We start from the raw sequence: 17,496 nt of genomic DNA, 5'->3' as shown, positions 1-17,496 counted from the left end.
AGTCTTTCGATTCGATGAGAAGCCGGCCATGAACACGCTGCGCATAGAGCGCCTGCGCCCGACCCAGATGACACACGGCGAGCGCCAGATACATCAGAAGGCGGAGGCATATCGCGCTCTGTCGCGTCATGCACTCGAGAAAGCGATTGCTGAAAAGCCGATCGCTGTCGTGCTCGGCCCCGAGCGCACGCCCTATGTCATCGACCATCATCACGTGGCCTGCGCGTTGTGGCGCGTCGAGGTCAGGGAAGCGCCGTTTGTCCTGGTCACGGACTTGTCTTCCCTTTCGCATGCGCAGTTCTGGCTTACGCTCGAGAACTGTTCGTGGACCTATCCCTACGACGCACAAGGCCGCCGCGTCGCGTTCTCGAATATGCCCGAACACATGTGGGATGCGGTCGATGACGAGTTCCGCAGCCTCGCCGCATTCGTGCGCGACGCAGGTGGCTACGACAAGACCGATGTGCCGCTCGCGGACTTTCGCTGGGCCGACTTCTTCCGCGCCCGCTTGCCTCGTCCCGACGACGACGCGCAGTTCGACGCGCTGATACCACGCGCATCGGAACTTGCACGAAACGATGCGGCCGCCGGGCTGCCGGGTTACATCGGCGGGAGCTAAGGAACTTCAGCGCGGATGGGTCGCGATGAAATTCTTCACCGCCGTGTAGGCGGGCTTCGGCGTCTTGCCATCGTAGAGCATCACGCCGTATGCGCCCTCGCCGCCCGGTGGATCATCGTAGAGTTCATAGACCTGTAGCGACTGAATGTTGTATTGCGGCGCGATGGCGAGCAGCGCGCCCAGCATGTTGTTCGACAGATAGGTCGCGGCGTCTTGCAGCGTTCCGGAAAAAAACGGCGGCGGCCGCATGCCCACTTCGTTGATCCATATCGGCTTGCCGAAGCTCTGCAGCGTGCCGATCACGTTATAGCAACCGGTGCCGCCGCACGCGTGGGTGATATCTCCCTGCTCCGAATACCAGTGCCACGCGGTGATGTCCCACGTGACGAGCGGATGTCCGCTCGTGCCATCGGGTTGCGTGCCGTTCGCGAGCATCACGTCGAAGCCGTAGTGCATCCACGTATTGCCGCCGATGATGATCTTGCCCGCCGGATCGGCTGCCTTGACGCCCGCGATCAATCCGCGAATCACGCCGCGCGCAATCTGGAAACAGTCGTTCCGATATTCGGTGCTGCGCACGCCATCGACCCAGCCGACGAGACACTGCGGCGCAAGTTCGTTGGTAATTTCGTAGTAGGCGTAGTGCTGCACGCCGACGATCTGCTGAGCGAGCGTATAACTCGCCTGATAGGCGCTGTTCTCGTCGGGAAAAGTGAGTTGCTGAAGGATCACCGGGTAAACCGTGACGCCCGACTTGGCCATCATCTGCGCGACGCTCGCCAGCTTCTGCGCGTCGGCCACGGAGGACACATCGTTGCGATAGAGCTGCACGTTGAGGTCCTTCAGTTGCGCGAGCTGCTGCGGCGGCGTAATGGTCTGATAAGCGCCCACGCGGTTGATATGACCGTTCATGCCATAGAAGATGCTGCCCGCGGGGGCGATCACCGTGGCGGGGGTGCCGGAGGCGCCGGTGGCGTCGCTCGCGGGAACGGCGGGGCTCGTTGCGCCAGTCGATGTCGTGCCCGTGTCGGTGTCGGTGGGCGTGCTGGCCGGCGCGGGGCTCGATGCCCCCGATGCCTCCGATGCCCCCGACGAAGTGCCCGAGCCCGAAGGCGAAGTCGTGCTCGACTCGCTGCTCGCCGCAGCACCGCTGTCGCCACCGCCGCCGCCGCATGCCGCAACGAAAACAGTGGCCGCGAGCACGAGCGGCAGGAAAATCAGTCGCAGTGAAATGGATTTCAGACTCTTTCGAACGCAGCCCTTGAAAAAATTCACGCTGAAAAAGCTGAATGAATTATTTTCTGTCATGCGCATGATGAGTAAATTAATTCCGATGTCGGCTGCGGCTTCATTGCCGAAAGAGAAACGATTTCGCCAATGCGACGAGAAAAGGCCGCCGCCGGACGCATCTGGCGCGAATCGGACGAAAGCGAAGTGCAATCGGGCCTCGCCGATGCGCGAATTTCGCGATGGCGGGCAGGACACTTAACCAGGCATGACAATCGAAGCGTTTAGGGATTAAACGCTATGTTCTGAACAAATAGTTCAGCAAAGGAGCGAATTACGTTAGTAGATCATAACGTTCTAATCGACTTATTCAAGCGCTCTAAAGCGCTAGCTTAAAAATACTCATCGGATGGCCAGGTCTCATTCCACTGACGAAAAAACCTGCGCCCATGTGTTTCTCGGATTAGTCGCACGTCGTAAGCCCTTCGTTGGGACCATGGATTGCTTGAATCGGGAAAATGTTCGGCCGCACCTAGCACGCGCCGAATGACTACAGTCCACGACTTTCCGGAGACGAAAGCGCATGCTGGCAAAGCAGCACACGACCGGCCATGCCAGACGCAGCATTCGCGCGGCGCTCGCCTTGCTCGTAGCGCTCGCGGGTCAGCACAGCGCCCGCGCGGACGCGCCGCTCAACTACTTTCTTCACGCCGATGGTCCCGCCGCGACGCCCACCATGCGCCTGGGCTGGGCGCTCGCGGCGCTGGCCGTCGTGGTGGCGCTGATCGTCAGCGGGCTGCTCGTCGGCGCGATCATGCGCAAGCGGCCGCCATCCAGCACGCGCGACGCGTCTCATGTCGAGGGCGAAGGCGGAGGCATGCACTGGGTCTGGATCGGCACGTGTGTGTCGTCGGTGGCGTTGCTCGCGGCGCTGGCGTATGTGCTCGTCACGCTCGAATCGGTCGCATCGCCGCGCCGTGCGCCCGCGCTGACGATCTCGGTCACGGCTTACGACTGGTGGTGGAAGATCGATTACGTGCGCCCCGATGCCGGCAAGCCCGACGTGACCACCGCCAACGAGATCCATATTCCCGTGGGCGAGCCCGTGAAGGTCGAGTTGCGCAGCGCGGACGTGGTGCACGCGTTCTGGGTGCCGCGTCTTGCCGGCAAGACCCAGACGATCCCCGGCGTCGTCAACGAGCAATGGATCGAGGCCGATCACGCGGGCGTGTATCGCGGGCAGTGCTCACAGTTTTGCGGCGCGCAGCACGCGCACATGGCGTTCGAGGTGATCGCCGAGCCGCGCCCGCAATTCGACGCGTGGTACGCGAGCCAGGCGCAGCCGCATGCAGCCGATGCGAGCGTGCATGCGGGCGCCAGACTCTTTCTCGACCGATGCGCGGGCTGCCACAGCGTGCGCGGCACGGATGCCAGCGGCGCGCAGGCGCCCGATCTCACGCATCTGAACTCGCGCCGGCTGATCGCGGCAGGCTTGCTGCCGAACACCGCGCCGAACCAGCTCGACTGGATTCGTCACGCGCAGCGCATCAAGCCCGATTCGATGATGCCGTCCATCGCGCTCTCGGCATCCGAGGCGAGCGCGCTCGCCGACTATCTCCGGACACTGCAATGACCGAACACGCCTCTTCGCCACCACCGCTGCAACGCGCGGCAAGAATCGGCCGCATCGAGCCGGGCAGCGCGGAAGAGCGCGCGCTGCGCGACATATGGGAAGCGCCGCCCGGCTGGCGCGGCTGGCTCTCGACGGTCGATCACAAGAGCATCGGCCTGCGCTATCTGGTGACGGCCTTCGCGTTCCTGATCGCGGGCGGCATCGAGGCGCTCATCATGCGCGTGCAGCTCGCGCGCCCCGACGCGCACGTGCTCTCGCCCGAGCAATACAACCAGCTCTTCACGATGCACGGCGTGACGATGATCTTCCTCTACGCGCTGCCCGTGCTGTCCGGTTTCTCGAACTATCTGTGGCCGCTGATACTCGGCGCGCGCGACATGGCGTTCCCGCGCCTCAACGCGCTGTCCTACTGGGTCTTCCTGTTCGCGGGGCTCTTTCTCTACGCGAGCTTTCCGTTCGGCGAGGCGCCCAACGCGGGCTGGTTCAACTACGCGCCGCTCGCCGGGCTGACCTACGACACCGGACCGAACATCGACGTCTATGCGCTCGGCATGGTCCTGCTCGGCATCTCGACGACCGTGGGCTCGATGAACTTCGTCGTCACGTTCCTGCGCATGCGCGCGCCGGGCATGTCGCTCGATCGCGTGCCGGTGCTCGTGTGGGGCACGCTCACCGCATCGGGCGGCAATCTGCTGGCGGTGCCTTCGGTGAGTCTCGCGTTTTTCCTGTTGTGGCTCGACAGACGCATCGGCACGCATTTCTTCGATGTCTTGAACGGCGGGCGCGCGCTGCTCTGGCAACACCTGTTCTGGATCTTCGCGCATCCGTGGGTCTACGCGGTCGTGCTGCCCGCCATGGGCATCGTCTCCGATGCATTGCCGGTGTTCTGCCGAAGGCCGCTCGTCGGCTATCTGCCGGTTGCGCTCTCGACAGTCGCGACGATGGTTGTCGGCTTCGTCGTCTGGATTCACCACATGTTCGCCACGGGCATTCCCGCGCTCGCGCTGTCGTTCTTCGGCGCGGCGAGCATGGTGATCGCGATACCGAGCGCGGTCGCGACCTTCGCGTGGATCGCGACCATCTGGACCGGCAGGCCCGTGTTTCGCGTGCCTTTCCTGTACTTCGCGGGCTTCGTCTTCCTGTTCGTGATCGGCGGCCTCTCGGGCGTGCTCACCGCCGCCGTGCCGCTCGACTGGCAACTCACCGACACCTACTTCGTCGTCGCGCATCTGCATTACGTGCTGCTCGGCATCAACGTGTTTCCGGTCATCGGCGGGATCTACTTCTGGTTTCCGAAGTTCACCGGACGCATGATGAGCGAGAGGATCGGGCGCATCGGCTTCTGGATTCTGTTCGTGGGCTTCAACGTCGCCTTCTTTCCGATGCACATAGCAGGTCTGCTCGGCATGCCGCGACGCATCTACACCTACGCGCCCGACATGGGCTGGAACACGGTGAACATGATTACGTCGATCGGCGCGTTTCTGTTCGCGCTCGGTGTGCTCGTGTTTCTGTGGGACCTGGTCTACAGCGTGCGGCGGGGTCCCGTCGCGGGCAACAACCCCTGGGATGCGCCGACGCTCGAATGGTCCACTTCCTCTCCGCCGCCGCCGTATAACTTCGCGGTCGCGCCGCGCATCGCGAGCCGCCATCCGCTGTGGGAAGAACGCATCTCCGGCAAGATGCGCTCGCAGCTCACCGAAGGTTATGTGCTCAACAAGGGACGCGAGGCGCTCGGCACCACCGTGCTCGACGGCGACCCCGACGTGATCCTCAAGATGCCCGACGACTCGTATGCGCCGTTCTGGCTCGGCGTCGCCTCGCTCGTGTTCTTCGCGGGGCTTGCGCTTACCGCATGGTGGCTCGCCGCGCTCGGGCTGGCTGGGTGCGGCGCGGCCATCGTCGTATGGTTGTGGCCGCGCCGCGAACTGGGGCAGCGCGACGACAGCGCGGAGCCGCAGGAATCGGGAGTGGCGTCATGAGCGAGATCGCGGAAGCATTACCCGAGCGCGCGCGGCTTCCAATCGGCAGTCCGGGCGAACGCTCGGGCGGATGGTGGGGCTGCCTCACGCTCGTCGCCACCGAAGCCGCGCTGTTCGGCTATCTGATCTTCTCGTATCTCTATCTCGCCTCGCAGACCACCGACCGATGGCCGCCCGAGGGCTTGCCGAAGCTCGGTCTCGGCATCGGCAATACGTGCATCCTCCTGTCGAGCAGCGTGTTCGTCTGGGCGAGCGAGCGCTTCGTGCGCAAGGGCAAACGCGCCATGGGCGTGCTGATGCTCGTGATCGCGATCGTGCTCGGCGCGACTTTCATCGGCATTCAAATGAAGGAATGGGCCAACCATCCGTATGGTCTGACGACGCATCTGTACGGCTCGCTGTATTTCACGATCACCGGCTTTCACATGATGCACGTGCTGGTGGGACTCGTCGTGCTCGCCTTCCTCACCTTATGGACCGCGCTCGGCTATTTCGACTGGGCGCGCTCGGCCGCGCTGACCATCGGCGGGCTTTACTGGCATTTCGTCGATGTCGTGTGGCTCTTCATCTTCGCGACGCTGTATCTGTCGCCCTACGTGCTGGCGAGATGAGATGAACGACACGCCGACCGTCCCGCATAAGGATTCCACGCGGCCGCGCGGCTTCGCGCTCGTGGTCGGCCTGTTGCTCGCGCCGGCCGCCTGGATCGTGCAGACCGACCTCGGGCAGACGCTCGCCGCGTGGGGATGCTTCCCGCACGAACACCCGGTGAATGCGCCGGCGCTGCCGTGGCTCGAACGCGGTCTTCTGATCGTCGCCGTGTGCGCGCTGCTGCTCGGCCTCGCGGGTGCGCTCACCGCGTGGCGCAACTGGCGGCAGAGCGGCGCGCTCGCGTCGGCGCTGAGGGAGCACGGCGCGATCGATCGCCATATCGCGCGCGACGTGTTCATCGCACGCGCGGGCGCGCTCGCAAGCGCGCTGTTCGTGTTCGCGCTGATCGCCACCGATCTCGCGTGGATGATGATCTCGCCTTGCGGGGGAAGGTGAAACGTCATGGACATTTCTCGTCGCGCCTCGTTCTGCATCTTCGCCGCGCTCTGGATGGCCAACGCGTGGCCGCAGGAAACGAACTCGCCCGATCTCGTCACGCGCGGCGCCTATCTCGCGAAGGCGGCCGATTGCGCCGGCTGTCACACCGCCCCGCCCGTGCCCGGCAAACCGCGGCCGCAGCCGTTCGCGGGCGGCCTGCCGATGGGATCGCCCTTCGGCACGATCTGGTCCAGCAACATCACGCCGGACTCGCAACACGGCATCGGCCGCTATAGCTACGAGGACTTCGCGCGTGTGTTGCGCGAAGGCGTGGCTCCCGGCGGCAGGCATCTTTATCCCGCCATGCCTTATCCGTCGTTCTCGAAGGTCAGCGACGACGACATGCGAGCGCTCTATGCGTATTTCATGCATGGCGTCGAACCGGTCGCGCAGGCCGCGCCGGAGACGAAGCTGCCCTTTCCGTTCAATCAGCGCTGGGTGCTCACGTTCTGGAATCTCGCGTTCGCGCCGAAGGAGCATTTCGAAGCCGATCCGAAGCGCGAAGCGCAATGGAATCGCGGCGCGTATCTCGTGCAATCGCTCGGGCATTGCGGCGCGTGTCACACGCCGCGCGGGCCGGCGTACAACGAACGCGGTTATACGCAATCGTCGGGCGCCTACCTCACGGGCGGCACCAACGATCACTGGTACGCGCCGAATCTCACCGGCATCGCGGGCGCGGGACTGGACCGCATCTCCGCCGACGATATCGCCGCGTTCCTCAAGCACGGACACGGCGCGGGGCTGGCTACTTTCGGCAGCATGGTGCAGGTGGTCGAAGACAGCACGCAGTATCTCGACGCCGCCGATCTCAACGCCATCGCGTCTTATCTGAAGAGCCTGCCGCCCGGCGGCAGCGGTGGCGCTTACGCGCCGCACTCGACGGCCGCGCAGCAGACCGTGGCCGCGCTGCGCACCGGCGACAACCAGCGCCCCGGCGCAGGACTTTTTCAGAGCGCGTGCGCGCGTTGCCACAAGAGCGATGGCGTGGGCGAAGGCCTCAAATATCCGCGCCTCGCGGGCAACCCGGCGGTGCTGTCGGAGCAGCCCGATTCGCTCATCCGCCTCGTCTTGCAGGGCGGACGCCCGCCATCCACGCAAGAGGGCCCGGAGCCGAAGAAGATGCCCGCTTTCGCCGACAAGCTCACCGACACCGAGATCGCGCGCGTACTCACGTTCGTGCGCTCCGCGTGGGGCAACAACGCGACGCCCGTCACCACGCGCGATGTTCGCCGGATGCGCGCGGCTGTTTCGCCTGATTCCGGCAATTAAGCAGAAAAGCACGCGAGCACATCGCACGCGACGGCGCGCGCTTCGTTGCGCGCGCATGGAGCAGCCGCCGCGCCAGACCGTCGGATCAAAGGCGCGCGAGCGCGGCATCCACGGCGTGCAGATAGCGCGTGAATCCCGCCTGCATCAGCAGGTCGCGAACGCTTGCGAGGTCCGCCGCAACGGACTCGCCCGGAAGCCCGTCGAGCGCGGCCGCGAGCGCCCGGCCGCGCATCGCGAACGCTTGCGACCACGGCAGCGGCTCGTCGCGCGTATAGGCTTCCAGCGCTTCGACGTGACGCAACGCGCCGGCCGCATCGCCCGACAGGAGCAGCGCGTCGATGGCATCGCGATGAAACCACAGATGGTTGTGCCCGACCGCGCCACGCCGCAGCAACTCCGCGCCTTCGTCGAGCAGGCGCGCGCGCTCGGGCGCGGCGTCCACCGCGAGACTGAGCGCGCCGAGCGTCTTCGGCGCGCTGAACTGCATGCCGACCTCGCGACACAGCGCAAGCGACGCGCGCAACACGCGACGCGCCTCGCTGCGATCGCCGCGACCCAGTGCGAGACGCCCCTGCATCTCCATGTTCTGCGCCTCGAAGCGGCGCGCGCCCAGTTGCCGGATCAGCTGCATCTCGCGGTCGATATGGCGCTGCGTCGCGATATCGTCGCCGAGTTCGTAGCACGCGAATACGCCGAGCGTTTCGCACAGCAACTGCGCGCGCGCCTGGTTCACGAGCCCGGCTTCGCGCGAGCCGTCGGCGGCGTCGTCGCGAGCCTCGCGCAGTTCGTTCAGAAATATGCGGCTGAAGCCGATCATCGAGCGATTCGCGACTTCAATGCGCCCGAAGCCGTGCTCGCGCGCCAGCGCGACGGCTTCGCTGAAATGCCCGAAGGCCGTGCCCATGCGGCCTTGCGCATACGCGGCGTCGGCGAGGCCGCCGAGCGCGCGCGCCTGCGCCTCGGGCGAGCCGAGGCGCTTCGCATAGGCGAGACCGCGCTCGTGCTCCTGCTTACATTCGTCGATGCGTCCCAGCGGAAACAGGATATTGCCGCGCAGATGATGCAATTGCGCGAGCTCGTTGGCGCGGTCATCGCGCAGTGCGTTGCGTTGCGCGGCGTCGAGCAGCGCGAGCGCTTCGTCGAGGCCCTCGCTCACGCGCAGGCCTTCGGCGAGGCCGAGTTGCGCGGCGCACAGACAGGCGTCGTCGGGGGCTCCGGCCACGGCCGCGCGATAGGTCGCGATCGATGCCGCGATATCGCCCAGATCGCGTTGCAGCTCGCCCTGGAAACACGTCAGCGCATGACGCTCGCGCGGCGTCCGGGCGATGTCGAGCCCGCGCGCGGCCAGCCGCAGCGCCGCTTCCGTCTGATGGGCCGCGCGCTGCGCGATAGCCGCATCGAGCAAGGCGCGCGGCGCGCGTTCGTCGTCCGCGCGATCCAGATGCTGCGCGAACAGCACCGGATCGTCCGCTGCGAACCACTCGGCGGCGCGGCGATGCAGCGCGTGACAGGGCGCGCGCAGCAGCGTCGAATAGGCGCTCTCCTGCAGGAGCGCATGCGCGAACAGGAAGTTGTCGCCCTCCGGCACGATCAGCGCGCTGGCGATCAGCGCGTCGCAGCCGTAAGCGGGATCGTCGAGCAGATAGCGCAGCAACGCGAGATCGAAGCGCTGCCCGATCACCGACGCCGCCCGGAACGCGGCCCGGTCGTGCGGCGCGAGCCGGTCCATGCGCGCGAGCACGAGACTCTGGATCGACGGCGGAATCATCTCGCCGCTACCCTCCTCGACATTGCGCAGCAGTTGTTCGAGAAACAGCGGATTGCCGGCCGCGCGTTCGATGCACGCGAGCGCGACGCGCTGCGAGGCATCGACGAAACGGCTCGCGAGCGACAGCGCTTCGTCTCGCCGCAGCGGCCCGAGGTCGATGGTGGCGAGCGGCCGCTCGTGCAGGCGCGCGCGCCATGCGGCATCGAGCGGATCGCCGTCGACTCGCGCGGTCATCACGAGCAATCCCGCAGCGCCCGCGATACCCGCCGCGAACGCCGCGACATAGCCGAGCAACTGCGCATCGGCCCAATGCAGGTCTTCGACGATGATCATCGCGGGCGCGCGGCGGCAGGCATCGGCCGTCAATGCGGCGACGACCGCCTCCTTGCCGCGCGTGCGCGCGGTGTGGTCCATCGCTTCGTAGAGCGAACGCCATTCGCCGGTCTGCGGCAGATCGAGGAGCGCGTGCAGGAACACGCGCGCGTCCGGCATCACGATCCGGTCATGCACGAGCCGATCGGCCACGGCCTGTATTTCGTCGCGCCCGGCGGATGCGGGCAGACCCACGAGACTGTCGATGATCGTGCGCAACGGGTCCTGCCCGCGGCCGACGCCGAAGTCGAGCACGAGCCCGCGATGCGCGGTGAAGCCGAGCGTCTGCGCGAACGCGCGCATCTCCTCGACGAGCCGCGTCTTGCCGATGCCCGCCGGGCCGCGCACATGAACGATATGTCCGTCGCGCCGGGCGAGGCAGACCCGCGCGATCACGCGGAACTGCTCGAGCTCCGCCTGCCGTCCGACGAAACGGCCGTGCCTGGCGCATGCCGGATCGCGCGCCGCACCGATGAGCCGCCATACCCGCGTGGGCGTCTCGATCCCCTTGAAGCACATGTCGCCAGCCGCCTCGCAGACGGCGCTGCCGGCGAGCGCCTGGCGGACCGCATCGGAGAGCAGGGTTTCGCCGGCGGCTGCGGCGTCGACCAGCCGCGCGGCGAGATTCACCGAATCGCCATGCACCGTGTAGTCCTGCGCGCCGCCACGGCCGAGCGCGCCCGCGAGCACCGCGCCGCTGGCAATGCCGATATGCGCGCGCAAGGGCGGCGCGCCCGTCGCGTCGAGATCTGCAAGCGCCGCATGAATGTCGAGGGCCGCGCGGGCGGCGCGCAACGGATCGGTCTCGTGCGCGCGCGGCGCGCCGAACAGCGCCATGACCGCGTCGCCTATGTGCTTGTCGATCGTGCCGCCGTACGCGAGCACGATGCCGTCGACGAGCGCCGTGAAACGCCCGATAAGTTCGCGCAAGGCTTCGGCGTCGAGGGTTCGGGAAAGCGCCGTGAAGCCGCACAGGTCGGCGAAGAGAATCGTGACCTGGCGGCGCTCGTCGACGGGAGCGGCTTCGACGGCAGGCGCGCTGGAACCGGCCTCGATCGCCATGAGAATCCGCTTGCGATGTCCGAGCGACACGACGCCGAGCTCCTTCAGATCCGCGTCGGTCAGCACGGGCAGCATCGCCGCGTCGATGTGGTTGTCGGCGAACGCCCGTGCGTATTGCGCGAGGCCCAGCTCGCCCAGCCAGTGTGCGATGTCCATCGTCGTCGCCGGAGGCTACCGTTACATCGATTCTAGTAACGGTGGCGCGACGTGGAGCAGGAAAACGTCAGCGGCGCGCTTCGGTCGCCATTCTGAACGCGAGGCCCGCGAGCACCGTGCCCATCAGCCAGCGCTGGATCACGAGCCAGGTCGGCCGGCGCGCGAGAAACACGGCGATCGAGCCCGCCGTGAGCGCGACCGTGGCGTTCACGCAGATGCTCAGCGCGATCTGCACGACGCCGAGCGCGAGCGACTGGCCAAGCACGCCGCCGCTGTGCGGGTCGATGAACTGCGGCAACAGCGACAGATACAGCACCGCGATCTTCGGATTCAGGAGGTTTGTAACGAAGCCCATGGTGAACAGCTTGCGTGGGCTGTCGACGGGCAGATCGCGCACCTGAAACGGCGAACGTCCGCCTGGTTTCACCGCCTGCCATGCGAGATAGAGCAGATAGAGCGCGCCGCCGAAGCGCAACGTGTCGTAGGCGAAGGGAATCGCGATCAGCAGCGCCGTGATGCCGAAAGCCGCGCACAGCATGTAGAACACGAAGCCGAGCGCGACGCCGCCCAGCGAAATGAGTCCGGCCGTGCGGCCCTGGGAGATGGAGCGCGAGATCAGGTAGACCATGTTCGGCCCCGGCGTGAGCGCCATGCCGAGCGCGACGAGGGCGAAGGCGAGCAGTTGCGGCGTGTGAGGCATCGTTGGACTTCCGTCGGAAGAGGCCGGCCGATTCTCCGCCGCGATGCGCGCCAACGCCAGATACAGAAGCCGCGCGGCCCGTCGATACACTTGCCGCGCAGCTTTGCTGGATCAGCGCATGCCGCCGCTCGCGACGAGGCTCTCGCCGGTCATCCAGCGTGCATCGTCCGAGGCGAGAAATACCGCGATGGAGGCGATGTCGTCCGGCTGGCCGAGCCGGCCAAGCGGCGTTTGCGCGAGCGCGGCGGCGTCGAACTCGGAGCCGATGATGCCCGCACTGTGCGTGCCCTCGGTCACGACGACGCCTGGATTGATCGAGTTCACGCGAATCTTGCGCGGACCGAGTTCGCGCGCGAGCACCCCGGTGATGGCATCGACCGCGCCTTTCGTGCCGCTGTAGACCGCGCTCGCCGGCGGCGTGATGCGGGTCACGACCGAACTCACGTTGATGATGCTCGCGCCCTCGCCGAGATGTTTCGCGGCGGCCTGCGTGGTCAGCAGCGTGCCGAGCACGTTGATATTGAACTGCTTATGGAAGTGCTCTTCGGTGATCTCTTCGAGCGGCGCGAACTCGTAGACACCCGAGTTGTTGACGAGAATATCGAGCCGGCCATACGTTTCGATCGCCGCGCTCACGATGCCCTGCGCATCCGCCGCCTTCGACACATCGCCGCCCACGGCAATGGCGCGTCCGTTCGCGGCGGTGATCTCCGCTACGACCGCATCCGCGCCTGCCTTGCTGCTCGAATAGTTGACGACCACCGCCGCGCCTTCCGCGGCGAGCGCCTTCGCGATGCCCGCGCCAATGCCCTTCGATGCGCCCGTAACGACCGCGACCTTGCCTGCCAGCTTGCTCATGATGTGTTCCTTGAAGAGAGTGTTCGATGCCGGCCGGAGCCGGCGTGACCGAGTGCAGTCAATGTAGACATCTCATCGGCGGCGATAAAGGCGCGCGGAGCGAATTGACTTGAGGCGTTTGGCGAATAATCGGGTAACGGTGATGCGCGAACGAGCGTGCACTAACGCCCGAGCACGCTATCGAGCCATGCGATCGAATCCCGCGCGGAACACGACGCGCTTCGATAACCGATATGCCCGTCCGGCCGCACGATCCACAGCATGCCGTTGCGCGCGCCGAACGCGGCGGCGAACTCACCTTGCCGGTCGACGAGCGTGCGATACGCCTCGCCCGATGCCGCGAACGCCGCGCTTGGCTCCACGCCCGACGACACGATGCGCACCGCGCTCGCGCCCACGCCGAGTGCGGCAAGCCACGCTTCGACGGCGGCATCGAATGCGGCGGTGCGCGCGCCGCCGGTGTCGTCATCGATATAAGTGACGAGCGTGTGGCGTCCGCGACCGATATGCTCCTGCAGGCGCTGCGCATGCCCGACGAACGCCTGCACGAGCCCGCCGACCTGCGGCACGCGATCGCCGGGCGCGGGCAAATCGGGCGCCATGCCGGTGCATTCATCGGCGACGATCGGGCTGCCGCGATAACCGATCAGCAATTGCGTCTCGCGCATCGCAGGCCGCACTTCGCCGTGCGCGAGCACCGTGTTCATCGCGCGGCTGGTCGATTCGACCACATCGAGCCCGACCGGCCGGCGCTCCGCTTCGTAACTGTCGAGCAGCGACGCACTCGCGGCGCCCCGCACCGCGAGCACGAGTTTCCACGCGAGATTGTGGGCATCCTGCAGGCCCGTGTTCATGCCCTGGCCACCGACGGGCGGATGGATATGCGCCGCGTCGCCGGCCAGAAAGACGCGCCCCCGCGCATAGTGCTGCGCAATGCGATGACTCACGCGATACACCGACGACCAGCGCATCGACGAAAGCCGCGCGCCCTTCGGCAGGATCGGGAGCATGATGCGCTCGACCTCGGCGAAGTCCGGCGTGGAATTGAGCGCGTGACGCGCGGCGTCGTCGGGACGCAGGATCATCGACAGGCGATAGCGGCGCGCCGAGCCGCGCACCGGCAGCGCGGCGAGCGAAGTCGCGCCCGCGCCGTCCACGTCCGACACATTGAAGCGATACATCGCGCCGCGCGGCAAATTCCAGTCGACGTCGAGATCGGCGAGCATGAAGGTCTGCGGAAATCGATCGCCTTCGAAAGCCACGTTCAGATGCCGCCGCACCGTGCTGCGCGCGCCGTCGCAACCCACTAGCCAGCGGCAGCGCACCGTGCGGATGTCGCCGCTCGTGTCCTGGATGCGCGCATCGACGGCATCGGCCGATTCGGTGAAATCGAGCAGCGTCGCGCCGTATTGAACATGCCCGCCGTGCCGCGCGAGCAGGCCTTCGAGAATGCGCTCGGTCTCGAATTGCGCGAGCGAAAGCGCGCCATAAGGCATCCCGTCGCGCGGAATCTGCATGCTGAACGAAGGCGCGCCGTCCTGAAACGTATCGGCGGAGGTGAGCCAGACGCCTGCGTCGATCGCGTCGCGCACCATGCCCACGTCCTCGAAAATCTCCAGCGTGCGCGCGGTCACGCCCAGCGCCTTCACGAAGAAAGTGCGCTCGTCGTGCGCGTCGATGATGCAGGTCTTCACGCCATCGCGGCGCAGTTCGGCGGCGAGCATCAGGCCGACGGGGCCCGCACCTGCGATCAGCACATCTGTCGTGGCGAACATGATGCGTTTTTCTCCCGAGGAAATCCTGCGGATGCCTTGGCGCGACGAATGTCGATGGCCATCAGGGAGAATAACCGGAGCAAGCGTGTGCGTGCCGCGCCTTGCGCGTCATCCGGCGAGCGGCCCGAGACGCACGCCGATCACGCAGCCCGCCGCGATCACCGCGAGCACGGTCGCCGCGATCGTTACATAGACGAAGTTGCGCTGCCGCGCGAACACAGCGAGCATCAGCACGAGGCGCAGCACGGGCAGCAGGATGAACAGCGCGATGCCGGCCGACAGCGTGGCCGCGCCCGAACCGGCCGCGTGGGCGTCGAGCAGCATGCCCGCGCCGACTATCGCGCACGCGGCCCATGTGCCGAATTGCAGAAAAGCGGCGAGCAGACGATCGAGCGCGGCGGATGTGCGCGGTGTCATCGGCCGCCTCGCGCAATGAGATCGATGCCGAAGCCCTGCAATGCCATCTGACACGCGACGAGCAGCAGCATCGAGAGAAACAGCACGCGCAGGCGCTCGCCGCGCACTTTCATCAGCACGCGCGCGCCCGCCATTGCACCGATCACCGAGCCGAGCGCGACCGGTCCCGCGACCGCGCTCACGATCTCGCCGCGCAGAAAATAGGCGCTCGCGCTCGCGGCGGCCGTCACGCCGATCATGAAATTCGAGGTCGCGGTGGATACCTTGATCGGCAGACGCAGCGCGTGGTCCATCGCCGGAATCTTGAGGATGCCGCTGCCGATGCCGAGCAGCGCCGAGACCAGACCGGCGACATACATCAACGAGAGACCGGCCGGCACGCGTCGCACTTCGTAAGGAATCTCGCGGCGCAGATGGGTATCGGGATAACTCGCGTGCAGGCCGAGCGTGGTGGCGAGCCCTTTTGCCGGCGCGCGCGGACGAGCGCCCGCCGCTTCCTCGCGCCGCACGAACATCTGCCACGCGGACACCACGAGCACGCCGGCGAACAGAAAATCAAGCGCCGCGACCGGCACGATGCCCGCGAGCAGCACGCCCGTCAGCGCGCCGAGCGTCGTGCCGGTTTCGAGCACCACGGCGAGCCGCACGTTGGTCAGCCCGCCGCGCAGAAACGCCGCCGCGCCGCCGCACGAACACGCGATGACGGAGACGATGCTCGCGCCGACGGCCGTATGCATGCCCGTGTGGAAGAAGAGGGTCAGGATCGGCACGATGAACAGGCCGCTCGCCATGCCGAGCATGCCGCCCGCCGCGCTCGCGCCCAGTCCCGCGCAGAAGAGCCAGAAGGTCGATTCCATGCTCATGATCGGCCTCGAATGAATGTCGGATTCATATCAATATAACATGTCATGACATGTTGCCAGACAAAAAACCGGAACAACCTGTTGAGGTTGCCCCGGCAGTTCGAATCGAAGCTATCCGTTACAAAAGGCGAATCAGCTCTTCGCCTTCGGCATCTGCGAAACCAGCGACAAGCCGATATCCATGCCTTCCACCTGGAAATGCGGAACGATGAACAGCTTGATGCGGAAGAAGCCCGGATTGTCTTCGATGTCCTCGACCATCACCTTCGCTTCGCGCAGCGGATGCGATGCCTGCAGCTCGTCGCCCGGGTCCTTCATCTCGGTGACGAGGCCCTTGATCCAGTTGTTCAGCTCGAGCTCGAGCAGACGGCGATCCTTGGTCGTGCCGATGTTCTCGCGCTGAATCAGCTTCAGATAGTGCGCGATGCGCGACAGCAGGAAAATATACGGCAAGCGCGCATTGATGCGGCTGTTCGCGGTCGCTTCCTTGGTCTCGTAGAGCGCGGGCTTTTGCGACGAGTTCGCCGAGAAGAAGCAGGCGAAATCGTGGTTCTTGTAGAACGACAGCGGAATGAAGCCGAGATTCGCGAATTCGAACTCGCGCGTCTCCGGAATCAGCACTTCGGTCGGGATTTTCGGCTGCACGCCCGTGCCCAGATCGTACAGATGCACCGGCAGGTCCTCGACCTTGCCGCCCGCCTGCGGACCGCGAATCTGCACGCACCAGCCGTTGTTGACGAAGCTGCGCGTCATGTTCGCCGCGAATGCAAACGATGCGTTCACCCACAGATAGCGATCATGGTCCGGACCCTTGACCTGCTCTTCGTAGTTGAAGGCGCGCACGGGCGCGGTGTCCTTGCCGTACGGCAGGCGGCCGAGCACGCGCGGCATGACCAGACCGACGTAACGCGCGTCGTCCGTATCGCGGAAGCTCTTCCACTTGATGTACTCGGCCCGGTCGAAGTAATTGCCGATGTCCTGAATGGCCGCGACTTCTTCCATCGACTTCTTGCCGAAGAATTCCGCGCCCACCGAGCCGATGAACGGCATATGCGCCGCCGCCGCGACCTTCGAGATGTTGCGCAGCAAGGCCACGTCCTGCGGCGAGTTGGCGAATTCGAAATCGCTGATCATCGCGCTGATCGGCTGGCCGCCCGGCGTGTCGTATTCCTCGATGTACGTCAGGCGATACAGGCCGCTCTGAATCAGCTCCGGCGCGTCTTCGAAGTCGCGGACCAGCGCGTCCTTCGAAACGTCGAGCACTTCGATGCGCGCGTTCTTGCGGAAGTCCGTGCGCGACACGAGCATTTTCAGCCCGCGCCAGCGGCCTTCGAGCGCCTGAAACTCGAGGCTGTGCATCACGGCGTCGAGCTGCCGGCCGATCTGGCGATCCAGCTGGCCGATGAAAAAATCGAGCAGCGATTTGTCCAGCCGTTCGACCGGCTTGCTCGCCTGCGAGACGAGGTCGAGAAACGCGCCCATGCCGCGCGCAAGCCGTTCGTCGGCGGATGCGTCGGAGAGCATGTCGCTGTCGCGAAAGGCTTCGAGCGGGCGCGCCTGCGACACCGTGCTCAGGTTGATCTTGCTGCACAGCGCGGCGTAGACGCTGTCGCCATGAATTGCTTGCGGGGCGTCGAGCACGACGGTTTCGCCCGCCGCGCCCGCACGGGCTTGTCTTGTACTCATTTATCGTTGTCCTGTCT

15 protein-coding genes are annotated in these 17,496 nt (G+C 65.9%); 7 read left to right on the top strand and 8 right to left on the bottom strand.

The window, feature by feature from the left end:
• The first annotated feature begins 28 nt into the window (after positions 1–28).
• Positions 29–619 carry a ParB-like protein gene (locus AWB79_RS11075; protein ID WP_061167461.1) on the top strand — a complete coding sequence of 197 codons (591 nt, stop codon included), beginning with the start codon at positions 29–31 and terminating at the stop codon, positions 617–619.
• Positions 620–625: 6 nt separating this feature from the next.
• Here the strand turns inward: AWB79_RS11075 and AWB79_RS11070 are convergent, their stop codons facing one another.
• Complete coding sequence (locus AWB79_RS11070) at positions 626–1,564, bottom strand: lipopolysaccharide biosynthesis protein (protein ID WP_232470873.1); 939 nt, start codon at positions 1,562–1,564, stop codon at positions 626–628.
• A gap of 25 nt (positions 1,565–1,589) precedes the next feature.
• On the opposite strand from AWB79_RS11070, the gene AWB79_RS11065 reads away from it, so the two are divergent.
• From AWB79_RS11065 to AWB79_RS11040, 6 genes are all read left to right on the top strand, one after another.
• Positions 1,590–2,108 (top strand): hypothetical protein, encoded by a 519-nt coding sequence (locus AWB79_RS11065; RefSeq protein WP_157695748.1) that lies wholly within the window; start codon positions 1,590–1,592, stop codon positions 2,106–2,108.
• A 321-nt stretch (positions 2,109–2,429) separates the two neighbouring features.
• Positions 2,430–3,479 carry a cytochrome c oxidase subunit II gene (coxB, locus tag AWB79_RS11060; protein WP_061167459.1) on the top strand — a complete coding sequence of 350 codons (1,050 nt, stop codon included), beginning with the start codon at positions 2,430–2,432 and terminating at the stop codon, positions 3,477–3,479.
• Entirely contained in the window at positions 3,476–5,461 is a 1,986-nt protein-coding gene (ctaD, locus tag AWB79_RS11055; RefSeq protein WP_061167458.1) for a cytochrome c oxidase subunit I, read from the top strand. The genes coxB and ctaD overlap by 4 nt, the downstream gene beginning before the upstream one ends.
• On the top strand, positions 5,458–6,072 hold the full coding sequence (locus tag AWB79_RS11050; protein ID WP_061167457.1) for a cytochrome c oxidase subunit 3: 615 nt from the start codon (positions 5,458–5,460) through the stop codon (positions 6,070–6,072). The genes ctaD and AWB79_RS11050 overlap by 4 nt, the downstream gene beginning before the upstream one ends.
• Position 6,073: 1 nt before the next feature.
• Positions 6,074–6,508, top strand: a complete 435-nt coding sequence (locus AWB79_RS11045; RefSeq protein WP_061167456.1) for a hypothetical protein — start codon at positions 6,074–6,076, stop codon at positions 6,506–6,508.
• 6 nt (positions 6,509–6,514) lie between these two features.
• Positions 6,515–7,822, top strand: coding sequence for a c-type cytochrome (locus AWB79_RS11040; protein WP_061167455.1), 1,308 nt, complete (start codon positions 6,515–6,517; stop codon positions 7,820–7,822).
• An 85-nt stretch (positions 7,823–7,907) separates the two neighbouring features.
• Here AWB79_RS11040 and AWB79_RS11035 read toward each other — a convergent pair whose 3' ends face one another.
• The 7 genes from AWB79_RS11035 to tssC all read right to left on the bottom strand — a co-directional run bounded on the left by AWB79_RS11035 (position 7,908) and on the right by tssC (position 17,479).
• Entirely contained in the window at positions 7,908–11,180 is a 3,273-nt protein-coding gene (locus AWB79_RS11035) for an adenylate/guanylate cyclase domain-containing protein (protein ID WP_061167454.1), read from the bottom strand.
• A 67-nt stretch (positions 11,181–11,247) separates the two neighbouring features.
• Positions 11,248–11,880, bottom strand: coding sequence for a LysE family translocator (locus AWB79_RS11030; protein ID WP_061167588.1), 633 nt, complete (start codon positions 11,878–11,880; stop codon positions 11,248–11,250).
• A gap of 111 nt (positions 11,881–11,991) precedes the next feature.
• Entirely contained in the window at positions 11,992–12,738 is a 747-nt protein-coding gene (locus tag AWB79_RS11025; RefSeq protein ID WP_061167453.1) for a glucose 1-dehydrogenase, read from the bottom strand.
• Positions 12,739–12,899: 161 nt separating this feature from the next.
• On the bottom strand, positions 12,900–14,513 hold the full coding sequence (locus AWB79_RS11020; protein WP_061167452.1) for an FAD-dependent monooxygenase: 1,614 nt from the start codon (positions 14,511–14,513) through the stop codon (positions 12,900–12,902).
• 108 nt (positions 14,514–14,621) lie between these two features.
• Positions 14,622–14,930: a DUF1634 domain-containing protein gene (locus AWB79_RS11015; RefSeq protein WP_061167451.1), complete on the bottom strand. Its 309-nt coding sequence runs from the start codon at positions 14,928–14,930 to the stop codon at positions 14,622–14,624.
• The gene (locus AWB79_RS11010) at positions 14,927–15,793 is read right to left on the bottom strand and encodes a sulfite exporter TauE/SafE family protein (RefSeq protein ID WP_061167450.1); all 867 of its coding nucleotides are present in this window, start codon (positions 15,791–15,793) and stop codon (positions 14,927–14,929) included. Before AWB79_RS11010 ends, AWB79_RS11015 begins: the two co-directional genes overlap by 4 nt.
• A gap of 132 nt (positions 15,794–15,925) precedes the next feature.
• Positions 15,926–17,479: a type VI secretion system contractile sheath large subunit gene (gene tssC, locus AWB79_RS11005; RefSeq protein WP_061167449.1), complete on the bottom strand. Its 1,554-nt coding sequence runs from the start codon at positions 17,477–17,479 to the stop codon at positions 15,926–15,928.
• Positions 17,480–17,496: the final 17 nt, after the last annotated feature.

The sequence above is a fragment of the Caballeronia hypogeia genome, assembly GCF_001544875.2.
GTDB classification, from domain to species: Bacteria; Pseudomonadota; Gammaproteobacteria; order Burkholderiales; family Burkholderiaceae; genus Caballeronia; species Caballeronia hypogeia.
The sequence above is the reverse complement of the archived record's forward strand: the minus strand, read 5'-3'. Positions and strand labels throughout refer to the sequence as shown.